The sequence below is a fragment of the Rhizohabitans arisaemae genome (genome assembly GCF_025996515.1).
Lineage (GTDB): Bacteria > Actinomycetota > Actinomycetes > Streptosporangiales > Streptosporangiaceae > Rhizohabitans > Rhizohabitans arisaemae.
Genome location: NZ_BLRH01000042.1, coordinates 1 through 19,857 on the forward strand (window position 1 = coordinate 1; position 19,857 = coordinate 19,857).

15 protein-coding genes are annotated in these 19,857 nt (G+C 69.0%); 14 read left to right on the plus strand and 1 reads right to left on the minus strand.

Annotated features, from left to right (window positions below):
• Positions 1 to 263 precede the first annotated feature (263 nt).
• From RUR_RS26525 to RUR_RS26575, 11 genes are all read left to right on the plus strand, one after another.
• Positions 264 to 1,604, plus strand: a complete 1,341-nt coding sequence (locus RUR_RS26525; protein ID WP_283137924.1) for a sialate O-acetylesterase — start codon at positions 264 to 266, stop codon at positions 1,602 to 1,604.
• On the plus strand, positions 1,601 to 2,494 hold the full coding sequence (locus RUR_RS26530; protein ID WP_283137925.1) for a carbohydrate ABC transporter permease: 894 nt from the start codon (positions 1,601 to 1,603) through the stop codon (positions 2,492 to 2,494). Before RUR_RS26525 ends, RUR_RS26530 begins: the two co-directional genes overlap by 4 nt.
• Positions 2,481 to 3,323 carry a carbohydrate ABC transporter permease gene (locus RUR_RS26535; RefSeq protein ID WP_283137926.1) on the plus strand — a complete coding sequence of 281 codons (843 nt, stop codon included), beginning with the start codon at positions 2,481 to 2,483 and terminating at the stop codon, positions 3,321 to 3,323. The genes RUR_RS26530 and RUR_RS26535 overlap by 14 nt, the downstream gene beginning before the upstream one ends.
• A 48-nt stretch (positions 3,324 to 3,371) precedes the next feature.
• Complete coding sequence (locus tag RUR_RS26540; protein WP_283137927.1) at positions 3,372 to 4,841, plus strand: ABC transporter substrate-binding protein; 1,470 nt, start codon at positions 3,372 to 3,374, stop codon at positions 4,839 to 4,841.
• Positions 4,842 to 4,957: 116 nt separating this feature from the next.
• A complete protein-coding gene (locus RUR_RS26545) occupies positions 4,958 to 5,218 on the plus strand; it encodes a hypothetical protein (protein ID WP_283137928.1) in 261 nt (86 codons plus the stop codon).
• Positions 5,218 to 7,551: a hypothetical protein gene (locus tag RUR_RS26550; RefSeq protein WP_283137929.1), complete on the plus strand. Its 2,334-nt coding sequence runs from the start codon at positions 5,218 to 5,220 to the stop codon at positions 7,549 to 7,551. Before RUR_RS26545 ends, RUR_RS26550 begins: the two co-directional genes overlap by 1 nt.
• Before the next feature lie 64 nt (positions 7,552 to 7,615).
• Positions 7,616 to 8,479, plus strand: a complete 864-nt coding sequence (locus tag RUR_RS26555; RefSeq protein ID WP_283137930.1) for a fumarylacetoacetate hydrolase family protein — start codon at positions 7,616 to 7,618, stop codon at positions 8,477 to 8,479.
• Entirely contained in the window at positions 8,479 to 9,144 is a 666-nt protein-coding gene (locus RUR_RS26560; protein ID WP_283137931.1) for a (Fe-S)-binding protein, read from the plus strand. The genes RUR_RS26555 and RUR_RS26560 overlap by 1 nt, the downstream gene beginning before the upstream one ends.
• Positions 9,144 to 10,496: a lactate utilization protein B gene (locus RUR_RS26565; RefSeq protein WP_283137932.1), complete on the plus strand. Its 1,353-nt coding sequence runs from the start codon at positions 9,144 to 9,146 to the stop codon at positions 10,494 to 10,496. Before RUR_RS26560 ends, RUR_RS26565 begins: the two co-directional genes overlap by 1 nt.
• A 96-nt stretch (positions 10,497 to 10,592) precedes the next feature.
• Positions 10,593 to 11,222: a LutC/YkgG family protein gene (locus RUR_RS26570; protein ID WP_283137933.1), complete on the plus strand. Its 630-nt coding sequence runs from the start codon at positions 10,593 to 10,595 to the stop codon at positions 11,220 to 11,222.
• Between the two features lie 401 nt (positions 11,223 to 11,623).
• Positions 11,624 to 13,348 (plus strand): PLL family lectin, encoded by a 1,725-nt coding sequence (locus tag RUR_RS26575; protein ID WP_283137934.1) that lies wholly within the window; start codon positions 11,624 to 11,626, stop codon positions 13,346 to 13,348.
• 194 nt (positions 13,349 to 13,542) lie between these two features.
• Here RUR_RS26575 and RUR_RS26580 read toward each other — a convergent pair whose 3' ends face one another.
• Positions 13,543 to 14,100 carry a hypothetical protein gene (locus tag RUR_RS26580; protein WP_283137935.1) on the minus strand — a complete coding sequence of 186 codons (558 nt, stop codon included), beginning with the start codon at positions 14,098 to 14,100 and terminating at the stop codon, positions 13,543 to 13,545.
• A 332-nt stretch (positions 14,101 to 14,432) separates the two neighbouring features.
• On the opposite strand from RUR_RS26580, the gene RUR_RS26585 reads away from it, so the two are divergent.
• The 3 genes from RUR_RS26585 to RUR_RS26595 all read left to right on the plus strand — a co-directional run.
• Positions 14,433 to 17,432: an AfsR/SARP family transcriptional regulator gene (locus RUR_RS26585; RefSeq protein ID WP_283137936.1), complete on the plus strand. Its 3,000-nt coding sequence runs from the start codon at positions 14,433 to 14,435 to the stop codon at positions 17,430 to 17,432.
• A 96-nt stretch (positions 17,433 to 17,528) separates the two neighbouring features.
• The gene (locus tag RUR_RS26590) at positions 17,529 to 18,893 is read left to right on the plus strand and encodes an FG-GAP repeat domain-containing protein (protein WP_283137937.1); all 1,365 of its coding nucleotides are present in this window, start codon (positions 17,529 to 17,531) and stop codon (positions 18,891 to 18,893) included.
• Positions 18,894 to 18,990: 97 nt separating this feature from the next.
• On the plus strand, positions 18,991 to 19,857 hold an 867-nt coding region (locus RUR_RS26595; RefSeq protein WP_283137938.1), incomplete at its 3' end, for a hypothetical protein.

Below are 19,857 nucleotides of genomic sequence, written 5' to 3' on the forward strand. Positions count from 1 at the left end.
TTCGCTGCCAGGCCTTGTCGGTCAGCTCACCTCGTCGTACCACGAGTGATCATCTAACCGCACCCACCGTGATCATTTGTCAGACATCGCCTAACACCCTAAAACGGGCGCTATGTCGCGGACCTTCTATTCTGGAACGATCCATGCGTGTCTAACCAGGATCTCCGGCCCCCGCGGCCACGTGACAGCGGTCATATCCCCGCTGCCGACCTAGCGACAGCTGTCCCTCCTTTCCGGCAAACCGCCTCGCCACACTGGTCCGCATGCTCGACCTCGATCAGCTGACGACGGTCGCCGGAGTCGTTGACCACCAGGTGTTTCAACGCGGCGACGACGGGACTGCCACCGTGACTCTGCGGGGCGAGGCCCGGGTCGCCCCCCTCGAACTCCGCCGCGACGGCGCCCCGGTGGCCGCCGTCGCCCATCCCGGCCTATGGCAGGCGACGGTGGCCCTGCCCGCCGGCGGACCCTACGCGCTGACCGCGCACAGCGGGGACGCCGACGTCCCCCTCGCCTCCTCGCTCCGCGTCGGCGATCTGTGGCTGCTCGCCGGGCAGTCCAACATGCAGGGCTGGGGCATGCTTGCCGCCGCCGAGCCCGCCACCCCCGACGTGGTGATGTTCGACATGTCCCGGCGCTGGCGGCCCGCGACCGACCCGCTGCACGAGCTGCCCGTCTCGCCGGACCCGGTGCACTGGGCGGACATCCCGCAGACGCATCGCGAGCAGTTCACCGCGCTCAGCGCGGATCGCGGCGCGGGGCTCGGCATCCCGTTCGGGCGGGAGTACGCGAGCCGTACCGGGATCCCGGTCGGCCTGCTCCCGGCGGCGCACGGCGGCACCACGATGGCCCAGTGGTCGCCGGACTCGGCACACCTGGGCGGTTCCTCCCTCTACGGCTCCCTGCTGAACACCGTCGCCGCCGCAGGCGGCCGGGTGGCCGGGGTCCTCTGGTACCAGGGGGAGACCGAGCCTTCGGCCGACGGCTTCCTGGACCGGCTGCGCGGGATCGTCAGCGCGCTCCGCCGCGACCTGGACGACCCCGGCCTTCCCTTCTTCCATGTTCAGGCCGGGCGGATCGTCGCCCCCGAGGAGCTCGCGGACCCGGTACGGCTGACCGCGGTCCGCGCCGCGCAGGCCCGCTTCGACGAGGCCGGGGTGATCGGGGCGGCGACCGCGGTCGACCTGGGTCTGGACGACTGCTGCCACCTCGACACGGCCGGTCTGGCCAGGCTCGGGCGGCGGCTCGCCCGGCTGGCCGTCGGCGACTCCGGCACGCTCCGGCTCGCGGAGCTGAGCGTCCGGCGCTGGACGATCGACGGCGGCGCGATCGACGCCGAGATCAACCTGCGCTTCGCCGGGGTGACGGGGCGGCTCCGGTCGGACGGCCCGGTGCACGGGTTCTCGGTGCACGACGAGACCGGGCGGGTCGTGCCGGTGCTGTACAAGGCGGAGGCACGTGACTCCGAAGTCCGGCTGCTCCTGGGCGGGCCCGTGCCGGACGGCGGCCTCTGGCTGAGTTACGGCCACGGGCTGGACCCGGCCTGCGACCTGGTGGACGAGGCGGATACGGCCGCCCTGGCGTTCGGTCCGGTGCCGCTGTGAAGCTGCGCAGGCGGCGATGGCCGCTCCTCTATCTCACCCTGCTGCCGACATTCGTCCTGCTGGCGGTGTTCTCCTACTATCCGGCGATCAACGGGATCGTCCGCTCCTTCTTCGACTGGCATCCCGGTGGGGAGTCGCCGTTCGTCTGGCTGGAGAACTACGGCCGGATGCTCACCGACGACCTGTGGTGGGGCTCGTTCCGCAACCTCGGCTTCATCTTCGTGTGGTCGGTCACGATGATGTGGGTCTTCCCGCTCATCGCCGCCGAGCTCCTGGTCATGCTCTCCACTCAGCGGCTGCGGTTCGTTTTCCGCACGCTGCTCCTGGTGCCGCTGGCGTTCCCCGCCGTGGTGAACGTGCTGCTCTGGTCGTTCATCTACAACCCCCGGGACGGCATGCTCAACACCTTCCTGCGGGAGGTCGGGCTCGGCTTCCTGGCGCACAACTGGGTCGGCGACCCGGACACCGCGCTGGTGGCGCTGCTGTTCGTGCAGTTCCCGTGGGTGGCCAGCCTGCCGTTCCTGGTGTTCTCCTCCGCGCTTGAGGACATCCCCAAGGAGGTGTTCGAGGCCGCCGAGCTGGACGGGGCCGGCCGGCTGCGGAGGTTCTGGCACATCGACCTGCCCCTCATGACGCAGCAGTTCAAGCTGCTGCTGGTGCTGTCCATCATCGGCACCCTCCAGTACGGCCTGCAGGCGGCGCTGGTCACCGGCGGCGGCCCGGACGACGCCACCCAGGTCCCGGTGCTGAAGATGATCTCCGCCGCGTTCAACGCGAACGAGTGGGGCTACGCCGCGACCCTCTCCACCACCCTGTTCCTCCTCACCCTCGCGATCAGCGGGATCGCCTTGGTCATGACGAAGCGAGGTGCCCGCGATGGCGTCGAGTAGCCGGATGGGACGGGCACGCCGGACCAACGTGATCGCGGGCACGCTGCTCTCGCTCTTCGTGGCGGTCGGCCTCGGCCCGTACGTGTTCATGGTCGTCACCTCGGTCAAGACCAACGACCAGTTCAACGAGTCCTACTGGGTGCCGACCTGGCCGTTCCACTGGGACAACTACGCCGCCGCGTGGCGGCAGGTGAGCCCGTACCTGTACTCCTCGGTGATCGTCGCGGGACTCGCCATCGTCGGGTCCGTGGCGTTCAGCGCGGTGGCCGCCCACGTGTTCGCGCGGTACCGCTTCGCCGGGCGGAACCTGCTGTTCGCCCTGATCGCGGCGCTGCTGATGGTGCCCCCGCTCACCAGCCTCATCCCGCTCTTCGTCCTCATGCGGGACCTCGGCATCCTGGACAGCCGGCTCGTGCTGATCGTCCCGCATGTGGTCTCCGGCGCCATCCTCGGCGTGGTCCTCATGCGGACCTACATCGCAAGGATCCCCGGCGAGCTGTACGAGGCGGCCGGGGTGGACGGCGCCGGCGGCATCCGGATGTTCCTGTCGATCACCTTGCCGCTGGCCCGGCCCGCGATCGGGGTCGTCAGCCTGCTCACCGTGCTCAATGTGTGGAACGACTACTTCTGGCCGTTCCTCACCGTCTCCACCGACGAATACCGGACCATCCCGGCGGGCCTGGCGTTCTTCGCCGGGCAGAACGTCACCGTCTGGGGGCCGCTCTTCGCCGGATACACGATCAGCAGCATCCCCCTGCTGCTGCTCTTCACCTTCGTGTCCCGCGCGTTCCTCGCCGGGATCCAGGGCGGCCTCGCCGTCAACCGCTGACCCTCCGACCCAGCCGTACGCCTCTGCACGCACGAGAGGATCATCCCCTTGAGAAACCCAACCCCCCGACGGCCGCAGCGCCTGCGCGCCGCGGTGACCATGACCACGGCCGCCCTGCTCCTGTCCGCCTGCTCCGTACTGGGCGTCGGGGAGGAGAAGAAGGCGCCGGAGGGCAAGGTCGTCATCACGCTGGCGGGGCCGAACCAGTGGAACGACAGCGGCTCCAGCTTCGGCCCGGCGTGGGAGGCGCTGGTCCGCAAGTTCGAGGAGCGGGAGAAGAACATCCAGGTCAAGACCACGGTGATCCCGCTGCAGAACCTCTTCCAGACGATCTCCACCCAGCTCGCCGCGGGCACCGCGCCGGAGCTGGTCTTCGCCCAGGCCCCGCACGAGCCGCACACCGCCCACGCGCTCGACGACCACCTGCGCAAGCCGAATCCGTACGTGCCCGGCAACCAGCAGTGGATGGACCTGTTCCGCGACGAGTACTACAGCTTCGACACGGCCGCCGCCAAGAACAAGAACGGCAAGATCGAGGCCATCCCGTTCAACGCCATCGCGCTCGGGGTCTTCTACAACAAGGAGGCGTTCGCCAAGGCAGGGGTGAGCGCGCCTATCAAGACCTGGGAGGAGTTCCGCAGCGCCTGCACCAAGCTCAAGGCGGCCGGCTACACGCCGATCACCATGGACAACTCCGAGATCGCCCCGACCTGGCCGCTGAACGCGATCTGGACGCAGCTCGCGGACAAGTACTACGACAAGTGGAACGTCTTCACCGCGGAGGGCCAGCCCGGAAAGGCCGACTCCCTGCCGCTGAAGGCGGTCACCCGGGCGATGAAGACCGGTGAGCTCAGCAGCAAGCTCCCCGAGGTGGCCGAGGCGTTCAAACTCCTCAAGGAGTACGTCGAGTGCGGCCGGTCCGACTGGTCCGGGGTGACCAACCTCTCCGGCTCCATGATCGGCTTCCAGGACTTCGCCAAGGGCGAGGCCGCCATGGCCTGGGGCACGGACTACGTCGACGAGTCGCTGCGGGCCAACGCCAAGTTCGAGTGGGGCTCCATGCCCTTCTGGAAGATCACCAAGGAGACCACCCCGCTCTCCACGGAGGCCGAGCCGCGCTTCGGGTCGGGCCTCGGCGGCACCGCCTACCTGATCCCCTCCACCGTCAAGGGGGAGAAGTTCGACGCGACGCTGAAGTTCCTGCAGTTCATCACCTCGCCCGAGGCCAAGGACTGGCTGCACGAGACCGGGGGCCTCCCCATCATCAAGGGGGTCGACTCACCGCCCACCACCGCGGGGCTCGCCGAGGGCGAATGGGGCAAGTCACCCCGTCTGGGCGTCGGCATCGGCCTGGTGCTCGGACCGATCGGGACCTCGGCGCACAGCGTTCTGGACGGGTACCTGCTCGGCAAGCGCGATCTGAAGAAGCAGGTCGCCTCGATGGACGACTGGTGGGACAAGGCCGCCACCCAGTTCGTCAAGAACTTCAAGTGGGACCAGGAGGACTGGGCCAAGTGACGACCGGGCGGGATGCGACTTTTGTCACGCGGATCCCGCGCAACAGGCGACCGTAGTACCAAAACCGCCGCGGTTTGTCGGGTTAACGTCGGCCCATAACCCCCCTGGAGGATCACATGAGTCTCTCCGTCACCCGTCGCCAACTGCTCGCCCAGATGACCGCGGCCGGAGCCGCCGCGGCCGTGACGGGGCTGGTGGTCACCACCGCCGCCCCGGCGGCTGCGCAGGCCCCCACCCTTCCCGCAGGGCCCCTGCCCAATCCGCCCGCCGAGGCCGCGGAATGCATGTGCGACGCCGCCAAGCGCTGGCACAGCATCCCGCGCGGCGCGGCAACCTCCATGATCGGCAACTGCTCGCTCCACCCGTGGGGCAAGTGATGACCGCCACCGCGGTGGTCGACCCGGCCACCGGTGAGGTGCGCCTCACCAACGACCTCATCCGGCTGCGCGTCCACAAGACGGTCGGCCCGTTCGGCAAGTTCCCCAAGGGGTACACCGGCTACACCCTTGAGCTCAAGCAGAGCGGCACCTGGGTGCCGATGGCACGAGCCCGCTACATGAGCGCGATCTGGTACCGCTCCGACATCTGGGGGCGGGACTTCCTCCACTACATCATCCCGGAGACCGTCACCGTCAATCAGGTCGGCGGCGGGGCGACCGCCACGTTCACCCATCTGATCGCCGACTTCGACAACGTGCTGTGGGAGTTCACCTTCTACTTCGGTCTCGCCCCGAACTCCAATCTGATCGAGGCCAACTACTACCTGCGGCCGAGTGCCCCGCGTAAGCTCCTGCAGTTCTGGGGGCCCAAACTCTACGTCGGCGAGGGCTCCTTCCAGGGGGCCAGGGACGAGGCGTTGCTGCCGGGCCTGGAGTACCTGGGGGCAACCGGCCGGTCGAGTGCCAACCCGGGCATCTCCCCGGACGCCCGGCACTGGTTCAACCCCAACCCGAGAAAGGTGACGCTTCCGGTGATGGCCGTCCGGCATGAGGGCCGGATGGTCGGGCTGATGTGGGAGCCGACCGCCGCGACCGGGGTTTCGAGCTCGCCGTCCATCGCCTTCGCCTCCCCGAACTGGCTGGAAGGCAAGGACAACCACCTGCTCGGCGTCTTTCTCCCCGGGGTCCCGGGCCATGTCGCGGAGAACGGCCTGCGGGCGCACACTCCCGCACAGATCGCCGGCAACCAGACGATCGTCCTGCCCACCGGGTTCTTCGCCAAGCCCGCCACCCGGATCATCGAGGCCCTGGAGTACGCGGTCACGGTCCGCAGCGGGCTTCCCGCCCCGCTCGCCCGGCCGCACGGTGACTCGGCGCTGCTGGAGCTGCTGGCCACCGCGCTGACCACCACCTCCTGGGATCCGGCCACCGCCAAGTGGCACCACATCTACGGCTGGAACACCCCGACCCCGGAGCCGGCCACCATCATCTCCCTCACCGAGGTGGCCCCGATGCTGCCCACTGCGCTGGCCACCGCGGCGCGCAACGTGGCCGCGGCGGCTCTCACCGCGACCGTGGACAAGACCCTCCCGCTGGCGCTGCGCACCGGCGGGATCGCCTCGGTGCTGAGCACCGACCGGACCAAGGTCAACGAGATGATCACCGACCAGCTCCCGGACGGGGGCTGGACCAGGAGCCCCACCGAGGAGGCCGAGCACTGGCTCCACGCCCAGAAGGGGCAGCCCGAGCCCGGACACATCTGGCCGCCGAACAGCCGCGGCCAGGGCATCACCGCCACCTACGCCCTCCCCGTGCTGAACCACGCGCTCATCACCGGGGACTCGGCGGTGGTGACGGCCGGGCTGAAGGCCGTCGACGATTTGGACACCTACCACATTCCCGGTGGGCTCGCCCATGACGAGATGCCGGAGTACCCCTCCCTGCACGGGGCGTTCTGGGGGATCCACTGCTACCTGAACGCCTATCAGCTCACCGGGAACCCGGCACACCTCGCCCGCGCCGTGTACTTCGCCCGGACCGCCCTGGCGTTCGTCTACCTGTGGTCGTACGGCCCGCAGCCGGTGCCGAAGGGCCTGGTGCATCCGACCGAGGTCAACGGCACCGACCTGTTCCAGCAGCCCAACCGGGACGTGATGCGGTACGGGGCCCTGGTCGGGTACGGCGCGAGTCAGTACCAGCACCACTGGCTGGGCATCCTGGTGCAGTGGGTGGGCCTGGTGGCCTGCCCCGCGTTCCTCCGGCTGAGTCCGCTGGACAACTCCCAGCCTTGGGGCCAGATCGCCGAGGGCATCATGAACAGCACCTTCGCCCAGATGTACGACAAGGGTTCCTACAACGGGTACTGGCCCGACGCGTTCAACCTGGAGACGTGGGTGCCGAGCGGTCCCACGATCTTCCCCGGGCCGCTGCTCGACGTCTTTCTCTACTCCAAGTACGGAAAGGACATCGGCGCCCGCACCGGCATCGTCCGCGATGCCACCCGGCGGATCCACGTGACCAGCAGCGTCCAGCCCGGCTCGCTGACGCTCCTGCCGGCCGGTGTCCGCTTCACCCTGCAAGACCCCAACTGGACCCATGTCCGGGCCATCGTGGCCGGGCTCACCGCCACCTCCGTCACCGTGGACGGGACGGCCCTCACCCAGGTGATCGACCTGGAGTCGGCCGACCAGTGCTGGTCGGTCACCTCCACCGGGCTCGTCTTGGTCAAGGTCAGGGTCCAGGCCTCCCCGCGCCTCATCCAGGTGCAGTAACCCATCGGGTGCCGGGCTCCGGCCCGGCACCCCCCAACCAGTGAGACCAAAGGACGAACCACACATGCGGCTGATGCGATACGGCGCGCCTGGGGAGGAACTCCCCGCCGTCTGCGACGACACCGGGGTGTACGACCTGGGGCCGGTCACCGGCGACGTCGACGGAGCCTTCCTCGCCGGGGACGGTCTGGTACGGGCCCGCCGGGCACTCGCCGAGGGCACGCTGCGCAGGCTCGCGGACACACCGGAGGACCTGGGCCTGCGGATCGCGGCCCCGATCGCCCGGCCCGGCGCGGTGATCTGCATCGGGCAGAACTACGCCGCGCACGCCGCCGAGTCCGGCTCGCCGCCGCCCGAGCAGCCGGTGCTCTTCCTCAAACACCCCAACACGGTTGTCGGGCCCTACGACGAGGTGCGCATCCCGCGCGGCTCCGCCCGTACCGACTGGGAGGTGGAGCTCGCGGTTGTGATCGGGAAGCGGGCGCGGTACCTGGACTCCCCGGCGGACGCCGCCGCGCACATCGCCGGGTACACCGTCTCCAACGACGTCTCCGAGCGCGAGTACCAGCTCGACCGGTCCGGCGGGCAGTGGTCGAAGGGCAAGTGCTGTGAGACCTTCAACCCGCTCGGCCCCTTCCTGGTGCCCGCCGACGAGGTGGCCGACCCGCAGGACCTGCGCCTGCGCTCCCGGGTCAACGGCGAGATCCGGCAGGACTCAAGCACCGCGGACATGATCTTCGGGGTGTACGAACTGATCTGGCACCTCTCACACCACCTTGTCCTGGACCCCGGCGACGTGGTCAACACCGGTACCCCGGAGGGGGTCGCTTTGTCGGGGCGCTTCGAGTACCTCAAGCCGGGAGACGTCGTGGAGGCGGAGGTCGACGGGCTCGGTCGGCAACGCCAGCGGATGACGATCGCCCCGTAATGCGCGTCGGGCTCTTCGTCACCTGCGTGAACGACCTGCTCTTCCCCCGAACCGGGCGGGCCGTGGTCTCCGTACTCGAACACGTCGGAGTGAAAGTTGAGTTTCCCCTCGATCAGACCTGTTGTGGTCAGATGCACGGAAATTCCGGGTATCGGAAGAAGGCGGGCGGGTTGCTGGACCGGTTCGGGGAGGTCTTCGCCGGGTACGAGGCCGTCGTCGTCCCGTCCGGGTCTTGCGTCGCGTTCCTGCGGGAACGCCACCCCCACGTCTACGAGCTGTCGGAGTTCCTGATCGACGTGCTCGGCGTCGAGGATGTGGGCGGGGTCTTCCCGCACCGGGTGACCTACCACCCGACCTGCCACGGGATGCGCATGCTGGGTCTGGGCGACAAGCCGGTGCGCCTGCTGGCCGCCGTCGGCGGGATCGAACTGCTGCCCCTGCCCGGCGCCGCGGAATGCTGCGGCTTCGGCGGCACGTTCGCGCTGAAGAACGCCGGGGTCTCCGCGGCGATGCTCGCCGACAAGTGCGCGGCGATCCGCGGCAGCGGGGCCGACTACGTGGCGATGGCCGACAACTCCTGCCTCACCCACATCGGCGGCGGGCTCACCCGGACCGGCGGCCCCCGCGCCGTGCACTACGCCGAGATCCTCGCCGGGAGGCCGTGATGTCCCAGGCCGAGGCCTTCCCCAAGGCGGCGGAGGGGAAGCTCGCCGACACCCGGCTCCGCGCCACCCTGCGGGGCGCCACCCACACCATCCGGGACCGGCGGACGGCGGTCGTCGCCGAGGTCGGCGACTGGGAGGACCTGCGTGAACTCGGCCGGACGGTCAAGGAGGAGGCCCTGGCCGACCTCGGCTCCCTGCTCGCCCGGTTCGAGGAGCGCGCGACGGCGGCCGGGGCGACGGTGCACTGGGCCCGGGACGCCGCGGAGGCCTGCCGGATCGTCGCCGACCTGATCACCGTCACCGAGGTGGTGAAGGTGAAGTCGATGGCCACCCAGGAGATCGGACTCAACGAGGCGCTGGCCGCCCGGGGCGTGCACGCGGTGGAGACCGACCTCGCCGAGCTGATCGTGCAGCTCGCCGACGACAAGCCCTCCCACCTGCTGGTTCCTGCGATCCACTACAACCGGAGCCAGATCCGCGACCTCTTCGACGCCTCGATCGCGGCGGGGGTGGACGACGATCCGGCCGCGCTCGCCGAGGCGGCCCGGCTGCACCTTCGGGAGCGGTTCCTCACCGCCTCCGTCGGCGTCTCCGGGGCCAACTTCGCGATCGCCGAGACCGGTTCCCTGGTCGTGGTGGAGTCGGAGGGCAACGGCCGGATGTGCCTCACCCTGCCGGACACCCTGATCTCCGTGGTCGGCATCGAGAAGATCGTCCCGCGCTTCGCCGACCTCGGGGTCTTCCTTCGGCTGCTGCCCCGCTCCTCCACCGGGGAGCGGATGAACCCCTATACCTCGATCTGGACGGGCGTGACACCCGGCGACGGGCCGCAGGCCGTACACATCGTCCTGGTCGACAACGGACGTACCAGGGTTCTGCGCGACCCGGTGGGAAGGCAGGCGCTGCACTGCATCCGCTGCTCGGCCTGCCTCAACGTCTGCCCGGTCTACGAGCGGGTCGGCGGGCACGCCTACGGGCACACCTACTCCGGCCCGATCGGCGCGATCCTCGCCCCCCAGCTCACCGGCGGGCATCGCAGCCTGCCGTTCGCCTCCACCCTGTGCGGCGCCTGCTACGAGGTCTGCCCCGTGAAGATCAATATCCCGGAGGTGCTGGTCCACCTGCGCGAGCCGCCACCGGCGGAGCAGCCGGTCATGGGGGCGGTCTCCGCGGTGCTGTCCCGGCCCCGGTGGTATCGCGCGGGACTGCGCCTGGCCCGGTGGTTCGCCGCGATGGCCCCGGCCCGCCGGCTGCCCTGGCCGCTGTCCCGCTGGACCGCCGTACGGGACCTGCCCCGGCCTGAGCAGGAGACCTTCCGCGACTGGTGGACCAGGACGCATGGCCGCACCTGAGCCGGGTCGGCGCGGAGGCCTGCCCGGATTGTCGGACACGACGGAAGTTCGGTCGGGTGAACCGATCGATCACGGGGGAGAGCGAGGGGATGAGTGATGGGTGCGCGAGGTCCCGGGACCGCACGGGAGGAGATCCTGGCCCGGATCGCCGCGGCGGCCGTACCCCCGGCGCGGGCACCGCGCCCGCAGGCGGCGATCAGGGAGGGGAGCACCGTGATGCTCGCCGAGCGGATCGCCGAGTACCGGGCGACGGTTGTCGAATGCACAGACGCCGACTTGGCCGACGTGCTTGCCGAGCTCCTCGCCGAGACCGTACACCTGGTCGTCCCCTCAGGGTTGCCGCCCGAATGGCTTGACCGCTGTTCGATGGACGCCGTGGCCGACAGCCCGAAACATCCGCTGACCGCCGCCGAGCTGGACCGGCCCGGGACAAGCGTGCTGACCGGCTGCGCCGTCGCGATCGCCCGGACCGGCACCGTCGTCCTGGACGGCGGCCCCGGCCAGGGCCGCCGCCTGCTCACCCTCGTCCCCGACCACCACATCTGCCTGGTACGCCCGGGTCAGACGGTGGACGACGTCCCCGACGCCCTCGCCGCCCTCCCCGACCCGGCCCGGCCGCTCACCTTCGTCTCCGGCCCCTCGGCCACCAGCGACATCGAACTCCGCCGGATCGAGGGCGTCCACGGCCCCCGCCGCCTGAACGTCGTCATCATGGGCGACAGGTGACGTCGATCGCGCCCGGCTCGGCGCAGCCCGTACACATCACGCCAAATGATCGTTTGTACTTCCACGCTCCAGGAGATCACGGTCGTGATCGACCCGATTGAGCCTCAGCAAGCACCAAGAGCTCAACCTCCTTGGAGGCGTCGCCCCGCGTGAGGAGCGTCAACCAGCCGAACAACCGGACCATCAGCGGGTACAGGAGGCGTAGGAACACGAGTGCTGAGGGTAGAAGGCCAGGTCAGATGCCATGGACGAGTTTGGCACCGCACAGGCAAACCCAAGCTGATACGGCACTAGTCCGACCTGGCTGAAAGGCGCCCTCCACGCATTTTCAGTGCATTTTCAGTACGCCCGTCGAACCTTTCGGTGTCAGGAAGAAGAGCACTCTTCCACCGGAAGGAATCATGAAACTTAACCGAATGATCTCTGGCGGGCTCGGCGTGATGATGGCGACGGCGCTGGGTTTCGTGGGTGCTACGGTGACGACTGTTGTGACCGCCACACCGGCGCACGCCGCTTCCGTCCCCGACGGCCAGATCACCCGTTCCGAGGTGCTCGCCCGTGCCCAGAACTGGGTCAACCGCGACGTGAAATACAACCTCACGCGACGCCCGGGCACGCTCTACACCGACGTCGAAGGCGACAACAGGTACGGCCCGGACTGCTCCGGGTTGGTCTCCATGGCCTGGCACATCACCGCCAACTCCGGCAAGGGCGGCAACAGCACCGACGACTTCGAGACCTGGGGCGGGAAGACGTACCTGGGCAGCCTGCACGACCTGCTGCCCGGAGACGCGATCCTCAAGAACGGTCATATGGAGCTGTTCGCCAGGTGGAAGAACCCCGGTGACCACAGTCAGGGGGCCTGGACCTACTCCCTCAACGGCACGGGCAACCCCGACGGCAACGGCTGGCAGAACGACTGGGCCAAGGGCCCGACGGTCAACTCCCACGGCCAGATGGGCGACGAGTCATGGTCGAGCATGCAGAACTACCGGCCGATTCGCTACAAGAACATCGTCAACGATCCTGCTCCCGCTCCTGCCACTCCCTCTGGTGGTCCGGCGGTGGTGCACGAGGGATATACCAGCGTGTTCACGCGGAATGCGGCTGATGGTCATATCCAGGAGACGTATCTGCCGAGGATCGGTTCGCCCTGGTACAGCCAGGACATCAGTGCGGGTGCCGGTACTCCGCCGTCCGCGACGAAGCCGGTGGCGGTGGTGCACGATGGCTTCACCAGCGTTTTCACCATTAACGCGTCGAACGGGCGTCTTCAGGAGACCTACCTGACCAGGGTTGGTGCGGCCTGGGTGACTCAGGACATCAGCGCCATCGCCGGTACGCCGCCGGCGGCCAATGTGACACCCGCCGTTGTCTACCACGACGGTTACACAAGCGTTTTCACCATTAACGCGTCGAACGGGCGTCTTCAGGAGACCTACCTGCCGAGGATCGGTGCGGCCTGGGTGACTCAGGACATCACCGCCATTGCCGGTACACCGGCGTCAAGCGGCGCGCCCGTGGCCGTCTACCACGACGGTTACACCAGCGTCTTCACCATCAACGCGTCGAATGGGCGTCTTCAGGAGACGTATCTGAGCAGGATCGGTGCGGCCTGGGTGAGCCAGGACATCAGTGCCATCGCCGGCACCCCGGCGGCAACCGGTACCCCTGCCGCTGTCTACCACGACGGCTTCACCAGCGTTTTCACCATTAACGCGTCGAACGGGCGTCTTCAGGAGACCTACCTGCCGAGGATCGGTGCGGCCTGGGTGAGCCAGGACATCAGTGCCATCGCCGGCACCCCGGCGGCAACCGGTACCCCTGCCGCTGTCTACCACGACGGCTTCACCAGCGTTTTCACCATCAACGCGTCGAACGGGCGTCTTCAGGAGACCTACCTGCCGAGGATCGGTGCGGCCTGGGTGAGCCAGGACATCAGTGCCATCGCCGGCACCCCGGCGGCAACCGGTACCCCTGCCGCTGTCTACCACGACGGCTTCACCAGCGTTTTCACCATCAACACCTCGGACAAGCACCTCCAGGAGACGTACCTGAGCAGGATCGGCGCCGCCTGGGTGACCCAGGACCTCAGCGGTTCCGGCACTCCGCCCGCCACCCCGTGAGGAACGGCGATGCCGCACCGGAAACCCGGTGCGGCATCACCCTTTGTACGCTCCGATGAGATTCCGGTATCCGTAAAACCTCAAGCGGGAGCTAGTGCCGTATCAGCTTGGGTTTGCCCTGTTTCGTGGCGACATGCCGATCGAGGTCCCCCCACGGTCGGCATGATCGCCGCAGACTCAGGGCACGTCGAGTATCAACGCACTGATTTGATCTTCAGAGTGAGGCTGACGCCTGCTTTGCCCGCGTACGCGACCATCTCTTCCAGGGTGGAAAGCCGCTCAGAGGCCGCGGCGACGGTGTGCCCGTGCTGGTCGGGCAAGCGAGTGATCTGACGTTCTGCCGTGGTGATTGTGTTGGCGACCACGCCGAAGAGCTCGGCCAGCCGGTCGGTGCACTCCCTTCGAACGGTGCCGCCCCAGCGCTCGGCGATCGCGTTGGCCTGCGGGGCGCGCACCGGTGTTGTGATGACGCGGGCGCCGAGTGAGGTGAACACCTCGTCGAAGACCGCCGTGAATTTTGCATCGCGGTCGCGAATGAGGAATCTGATGCCCTCGGCCCGCTCCCCCAGGATCATGACCAGATTGCGGGGACCACTGGGCAAGTAGATATAGGTGGCGGCGGCCTGGGCAGGCAGCCGTACGAGGGCACCGGCGGCCAGGATGCCGACCATGGAGATCGCGGCCAGGAGCACCGAGGTTGTGGAGGGGGCCACGCTGCTGGGCGGCACCTTGCCGCGCGGCCATAAGAGCACGTTCTTCCAGGGTGTATGCCGCGGCTGTAGCCGCATGCCAGATGATCAGCCGTACGAACCGGGCCATCTGTCTGCAGAACGAGGAGACGGAATGACGACAAGCGGGATCGGGGCAACCGCGTCGTTCCGGCGGCCGGTGGTGGGCACCGTGGCGTCCATGTCCGGAAACACTATGACATTGGCTCTTTAGCCTGCCAGACTAGTCAGGCGCGTTGACCGACCTCGGTCAACGCGGCCTCTGCTTTCCGCGCCAACAGCACCAATCACCCCGACGGCACCCGGGCCTGACCGGTCGGCCGTCCACCGAAGAGCTGACGTGACAGGGAGTGGCGGTGGAGTTTCGGCTGCTCGGGCCAGTCGAGGTAACGGTCGGCGGGGTCCCGGTCCCGCTGGGCGGAGCCAAGCCCCAGACGCTGCTGGCGGCGCTGCTGCTGGAGCACGGGCACATCGTGCCGATTCCGCGTCTGATCGACATCATCTGGCCAGACGATCCGCCGAAAACCGCCAAGGCGGCGATCCAGACCTACGTGAGGATGTTGCGGCAGACGATGGCCCGGCACGGCGTCGCGGATGTGATTCTCACCCGCGCGCCCGGTTATCAGGCCCAGATCCCTGCCGGATCGCTGGACGTCGCCCTCTTCAACCAGCTTCTGGTCCAGGCGCGCCGGGCGAACACCCCTCAGGAGACCACGGAGTTGCTCAGCGGCGCGCTGGCGCTGTGGCGCGGTCCCGCCCTGGCCGGACTGCACGGCTCTCTGCTGGCCGGGGAGGCCTCCCGGCTGGAGCAGCTGCGGCTGACCGCCACCGAGGAGCGCATGGACGCCGACCTGGCGCTGGGCCGGCACGGCCAACTGGTGGCCGAACTGGCCGCGCTGGTCGGGCATCATCCCGCCAACGAGCGGTTGCGGGGGCAGTACATGACCGCGCTGTACCGGCTGGGCCGCCAGTCTGACGCCCTGGCCAGTTTCCGGGAGGGACGCCAGGCGCTGGTCGAGGAGCTCGGGGTGGACCCGGGGCCGGAGCTGACCTCGCTGTATCACGCGATCCTGCGGGGTGATCAGGTCCTGCTGGCCCCGCCGTCCGACCGTACGGTCCGGGTCACCGTGCCGACCCAGCTGCCGCTGGTGCCCGCGGACTTCACCGGCCGTACGCAACAGACCTCCGCCCTGGCCACCGCACTGACGGCGGGCCCTGCCTCGATCATCCAGGTCATCGCGGGCCGCGGTGGCAGTGGCAAGTCGGCCCTGGCCACGCACGTCGCCCACGGGGTCGCGGCGGCCTTCCCCGACGGCCAGCTGTACGCCGAGCTACGCGGGATGAGCGACACCCCCGCCGAGCCCGGTGAGGTGCTGGGACGGTTCCTCCAGGCGCTCGGCGTGGAGCCGTCCGCCATTCCGGCCGCCACCGCGGAGCGGGCCGAGCTCTACCGCGGACTGCTGGCCGGGCGCCGGGTGCTGGTGCTGCTGGACGACGCCGCCGACGAGCGGCAGGTGCGCCCGCTGCTGCTGGGTGGTGGCGGCTGCGCCGTGCTCATCACCTCGCGCAACCGGCTCGGCGGGCTGGCCGGCGTCCGCCGTACCGACCTGGACGTACTCGATCCCGACGAGGCGGTCGAACTGCTGGTCCGGATCGTCGGGGCCGACCGGGTGGCTGCGGAGGAGCCGGTGGCCCGTGAGATCGTCGAACTGTGCGGCCGGTTGCCGCTGGCGATCCGGATCGCCGGCGCCCGGCTGGCCACCCGCCAGCGCTGGCCGCTGCGGCTGCTGGCCGACCGGCTGACCGACGAACGGCGCCGGCTGGACGAGCTGACGATCGCCGACTTGGAGGTGCGGGCCGGTTTCGAGCTCAGCTACCGGGGGTTGGACGACGACGCGCGCCAGACGTTGCGGCGGCTGGGCCATCTGGGGGTGCCGGAGTTCGCCTCGTGGGTCGTCGCCTGGCTGACCGACGCGCCCGAGACGGTGGCGGAAGACACGGTGGAGCGGCTGGTCGACGCGCAGGTGGTGGACTTCAGCCGGGTCGACGACCTGGGCATACCCAGGTACCGCGTACACGACCTGGTGCGGATCTACGGCTGTGAGCGGGCCGAGGCGGAGGAACCGGCGGGGGCGCTGGCGGCGGCCGTGGGCCGGGTGCTCGGCGGCTGGCTGACCCTGGCGAACCAGGTGACCGCCGACGCTCCGTCCGACGAGATCGACTGGTTACACCCCGCCGAGGCATTCCCCGTCTCGTGCGAGCTGACCGCGCAGGTGCTGGCGGCCCCGCATAGCTGGTTCGACATCGAACAGCCCGCGCTGGTCGTCGGTCTGGAGCGGGCCGCCGCGCTGGGCCTGCACGAACTGGTCTGCCAGTTCGCCTCGGCTCGGCTGGGCCCGTCGTTCCTGGGTGTCAACCGGTTCGAGTCCCGGGAGCGGATCAACCGGTCCGCGCTGGCCGCGGCCCGCCTGGCGGGCGACCGATACGGCCAGGCCACCATGCTGGCCGAACTGGGAAGGCTCCGATACGACCAGGATCACTTCCCGGAGGCGCGCCGGATCCTGGACGAGGCGCTCGGCGCCTTCCGTGAGCTTGGCGACGCGCGGGGCAAGGCCGTGGTGTTGTCCGGACTCGGCGTGATCTGCCGGGAGGCGGGCCGCCTGGTCGAGGCCCTGCACTTCCTGGACGAGGCCGACGCGCTGCTCAAGGAGCTCGGAGCGGACGCCGGATACCCGCGGCGGCTGGCCGCCTCGGTGCGGCTGGAGCGCGGCGACTACCCTGCCGCCTGGTCCGGCCTGGAGGAGTGCCTGGCCGGGTACCGCCGCGCGGGCAGTCGCCGGGGCGAGGGGGTGACCTTGCGCACCATGAGCCTGTTTCACCGGGCGACCGGCCAGTACGTCCCGGCGATCGAGGCCGCCGAAGCCGCGATGGCCATCTTCGGCCAGCTCGGCGACAAGCTGATGGAGGCCTATTCGATCCGTACCTGGGCCAAGGCCCATCTGCGCCTGGGCCATACCGACCTGGCCCTCGGCCCGCTGGAAGCGGTGCTGTCGACCTGCCAGGCGATGGGTGACCGCTGGGGGCTGGGCGTCGCGCTGCGGACCCTCGGCGAGCTCCATCTGGCCGACGGCAATCTGAAGGACGCGGCCGCCTGCCTGACCGCTTCGATGGAGGTCTGGGAGGGCATGGACGCCCCGCTCTGGCGCGCCCGCACCGAACGCGACCTCGCGCTGCTGTACGAGGCCCGGGGTGACGCGGAGACGGGGGCAGCGCTGCGGGATCGGGCGGTCAAGGTCTTCCACATGTACGGCGCCCGCGAATACGGCGAGCTCAATGGGGGTGCGGCCATCCGCTGAAAACCACCCTCCACGGATTCTCAACGAATTTTCAGCACGCCAGTCGAACCTACCGGTGTCAGCACGAAGCAACACCCTCCACACCGGAAGGTACTTATGAGACTGAACCGCCTGATCTCCGGCACCCTCGGCCCCATCGTGGCAGCCGCTGTCGGCTTCGCGGGAGTCACGGTCACCACTGTCGCGATCGCCACACCGGCGCACGCCGCTTCCGTCCCCGACGGCCAGATCACCCGTTCCGAGGTGCTCGCCCGTGCCCAGAACTGGGTCAACCGCGACGTGAAATACAATCTCACGCGACGCCCGGGCACGCTCTACACCGACGTCGAAGGCGACAACAGGTACGGCCCGGACTGCTCCGGGTTGGTCTCCATGGCCTGGCACATCACCGCCAACTCCGGCAAGGGCGGCAACAGCACCGACGACTTCGAGACCTGGGGCGGGAAGACGTACCTGGGCAGCCTGCACGACCTGCTGCCCGGAGACGCGATCCTCAAGAACGGTCATATGGAGCTGTTCGCCAGGTGGAAGAACCCCGGCGACCACAGCCAGGGGGCCTGGACCTACTCCCTCAACGGCACGGGCAACCCCGACGGCAACGGCTGGCAGAACGACTGGGCCAAGGGCCCGACGGTCAACTCCCACGGCCAGATGGGCGACGAGTCATGGTCGAGCATGCAGAACTACCGGCCGATCCGCTACATCAACATCGTCGACGACCCGGCCGCACCGTCCTCTCCGCCTACGGACGGCACAGGGATACCGGCCGACTACAACGGCGACGGTCTCGATGATGTGGCCGCGTTCTACGACTACGGCAGGGGCCGTACCGCCCTGTTCGTCTGGTCGGCCAAGGCGGGTGGCGGGTTCAACTGGCCGACCATGGTCTGGGACTCCGGCGTCGGCACTTTTGAGCAGCCTCGCGCCAAGCCGGTCGGCGGTGACTTCAACGGTGACGGCCTGACCGACATCGGTGCCTTCTACGACTACCCCGGTGCCCGTACCGGCCTGTTCACCTGGACCGCCAGGGCAGGTGGCGGCTTCAACGCCCCGACCATGGTCTGGGACTCCGGACCCGGCACCTGGGAGCAGGCCCGCGTCAAGGCCGTCAGCGGTGACTTCAACGGTGACGGCTTCGGTGACATCGGTGCCTTCTACGACTACTCCAACGGCCGCACCGGCCTGTTCACCTGGTCCGGCAAGTCAGGCGGCGGCTTCAACGCCCCCGGCATGGTCTGGGACTCCGGCGTCGGCACTTTTGAGCAGCCTCGCGCCAAGCCGGTCGGCGGTGACTTCAACGGTGACGGCCTGACCGACATCGGTGCCTTCTACGACTACCCCGGTGCCCGTACCGGCCTGTTCACCTGGACCGCCAGGGCAGGTGGCGGCTTCAACGCCCCGACCATGGTCTGGGACTCCGGACCCGGCACCTGGGAGCAGATCCGCACCAAGACCATCTAGATTCGCGCGACACCCACACCCCCAGGCGGCGGGCGAAACGCCGCCTGGGTCGGCCCACCGCGTACTTCCAGAGTGATCATTTTCCAAGGAGAAGGACATGAACGCGGATGTTTCCCCTGGCTGTCGCACGAACCCCAGCAAACCCGCCATTCTCGTGCTGATGGTGTTGACCGCCCTCGTCGGTGGACTCCTCGCCGCCGGCACCGGCACCGCGGCAGCGCAGGCGCCCAGTCCGACGCCGACGCCGACGGCCGCCATTCCCGGTCCGGCGGGCCCGCCGGTGCCCGCCGCAATGGCGGCGACGCTCGCCTCCGCCGCATGCGTACCAGGCGGGGAGACCAGCGATGACGCGGCCATCGCCAACCAGCTAAGACCCCAGATGAACGGCCCCCGTCTGGGACGGAGCGTGAACGCCTACAACGTCTCATGTGCCCGGATTGTCACTACCACGACCAGGAGCCGGAACCTGGACAAACGGGCGGCGGTGATCGCGGTGACCACCGCCATCACCGAGAGCACTCTGCACAACTACACCGTCGCCGTCGACCACGACAGCCTGGGACTGTTCCAGCAGCGTCCGTCGCAGGGGTGGGGGACTCCGGCCCAGCTGACCGACCCGGTGTACGCGACCAACGCGTTCCTCAACGCCATGCTGCGGAGGTTCCCCAACAACGGCTGGATGAGCGGGGACATCGGCGCCATCTGCCAGACCGTGCAGGTTTCCGCGGTACCGGACGCCTATGCCAGGGAGGTCCATGACGCCCAACTGCTCGTCGATGCTCTGTGGAACTCGGCACCGGCCTCTCCGCCTTCGGACGGGGCTGGGTTACCGGCCGATTTCAACGGCGACGGCCTTGGTGATGTGGCCGCGTTCTACGACTACCCTGGGGCTCGGACGGTGCTGTTTGTCTGGACGGCCAAGGCCGGTGGCGGGTTCAACTGGCCGGTCAATGTCTGGGATTCC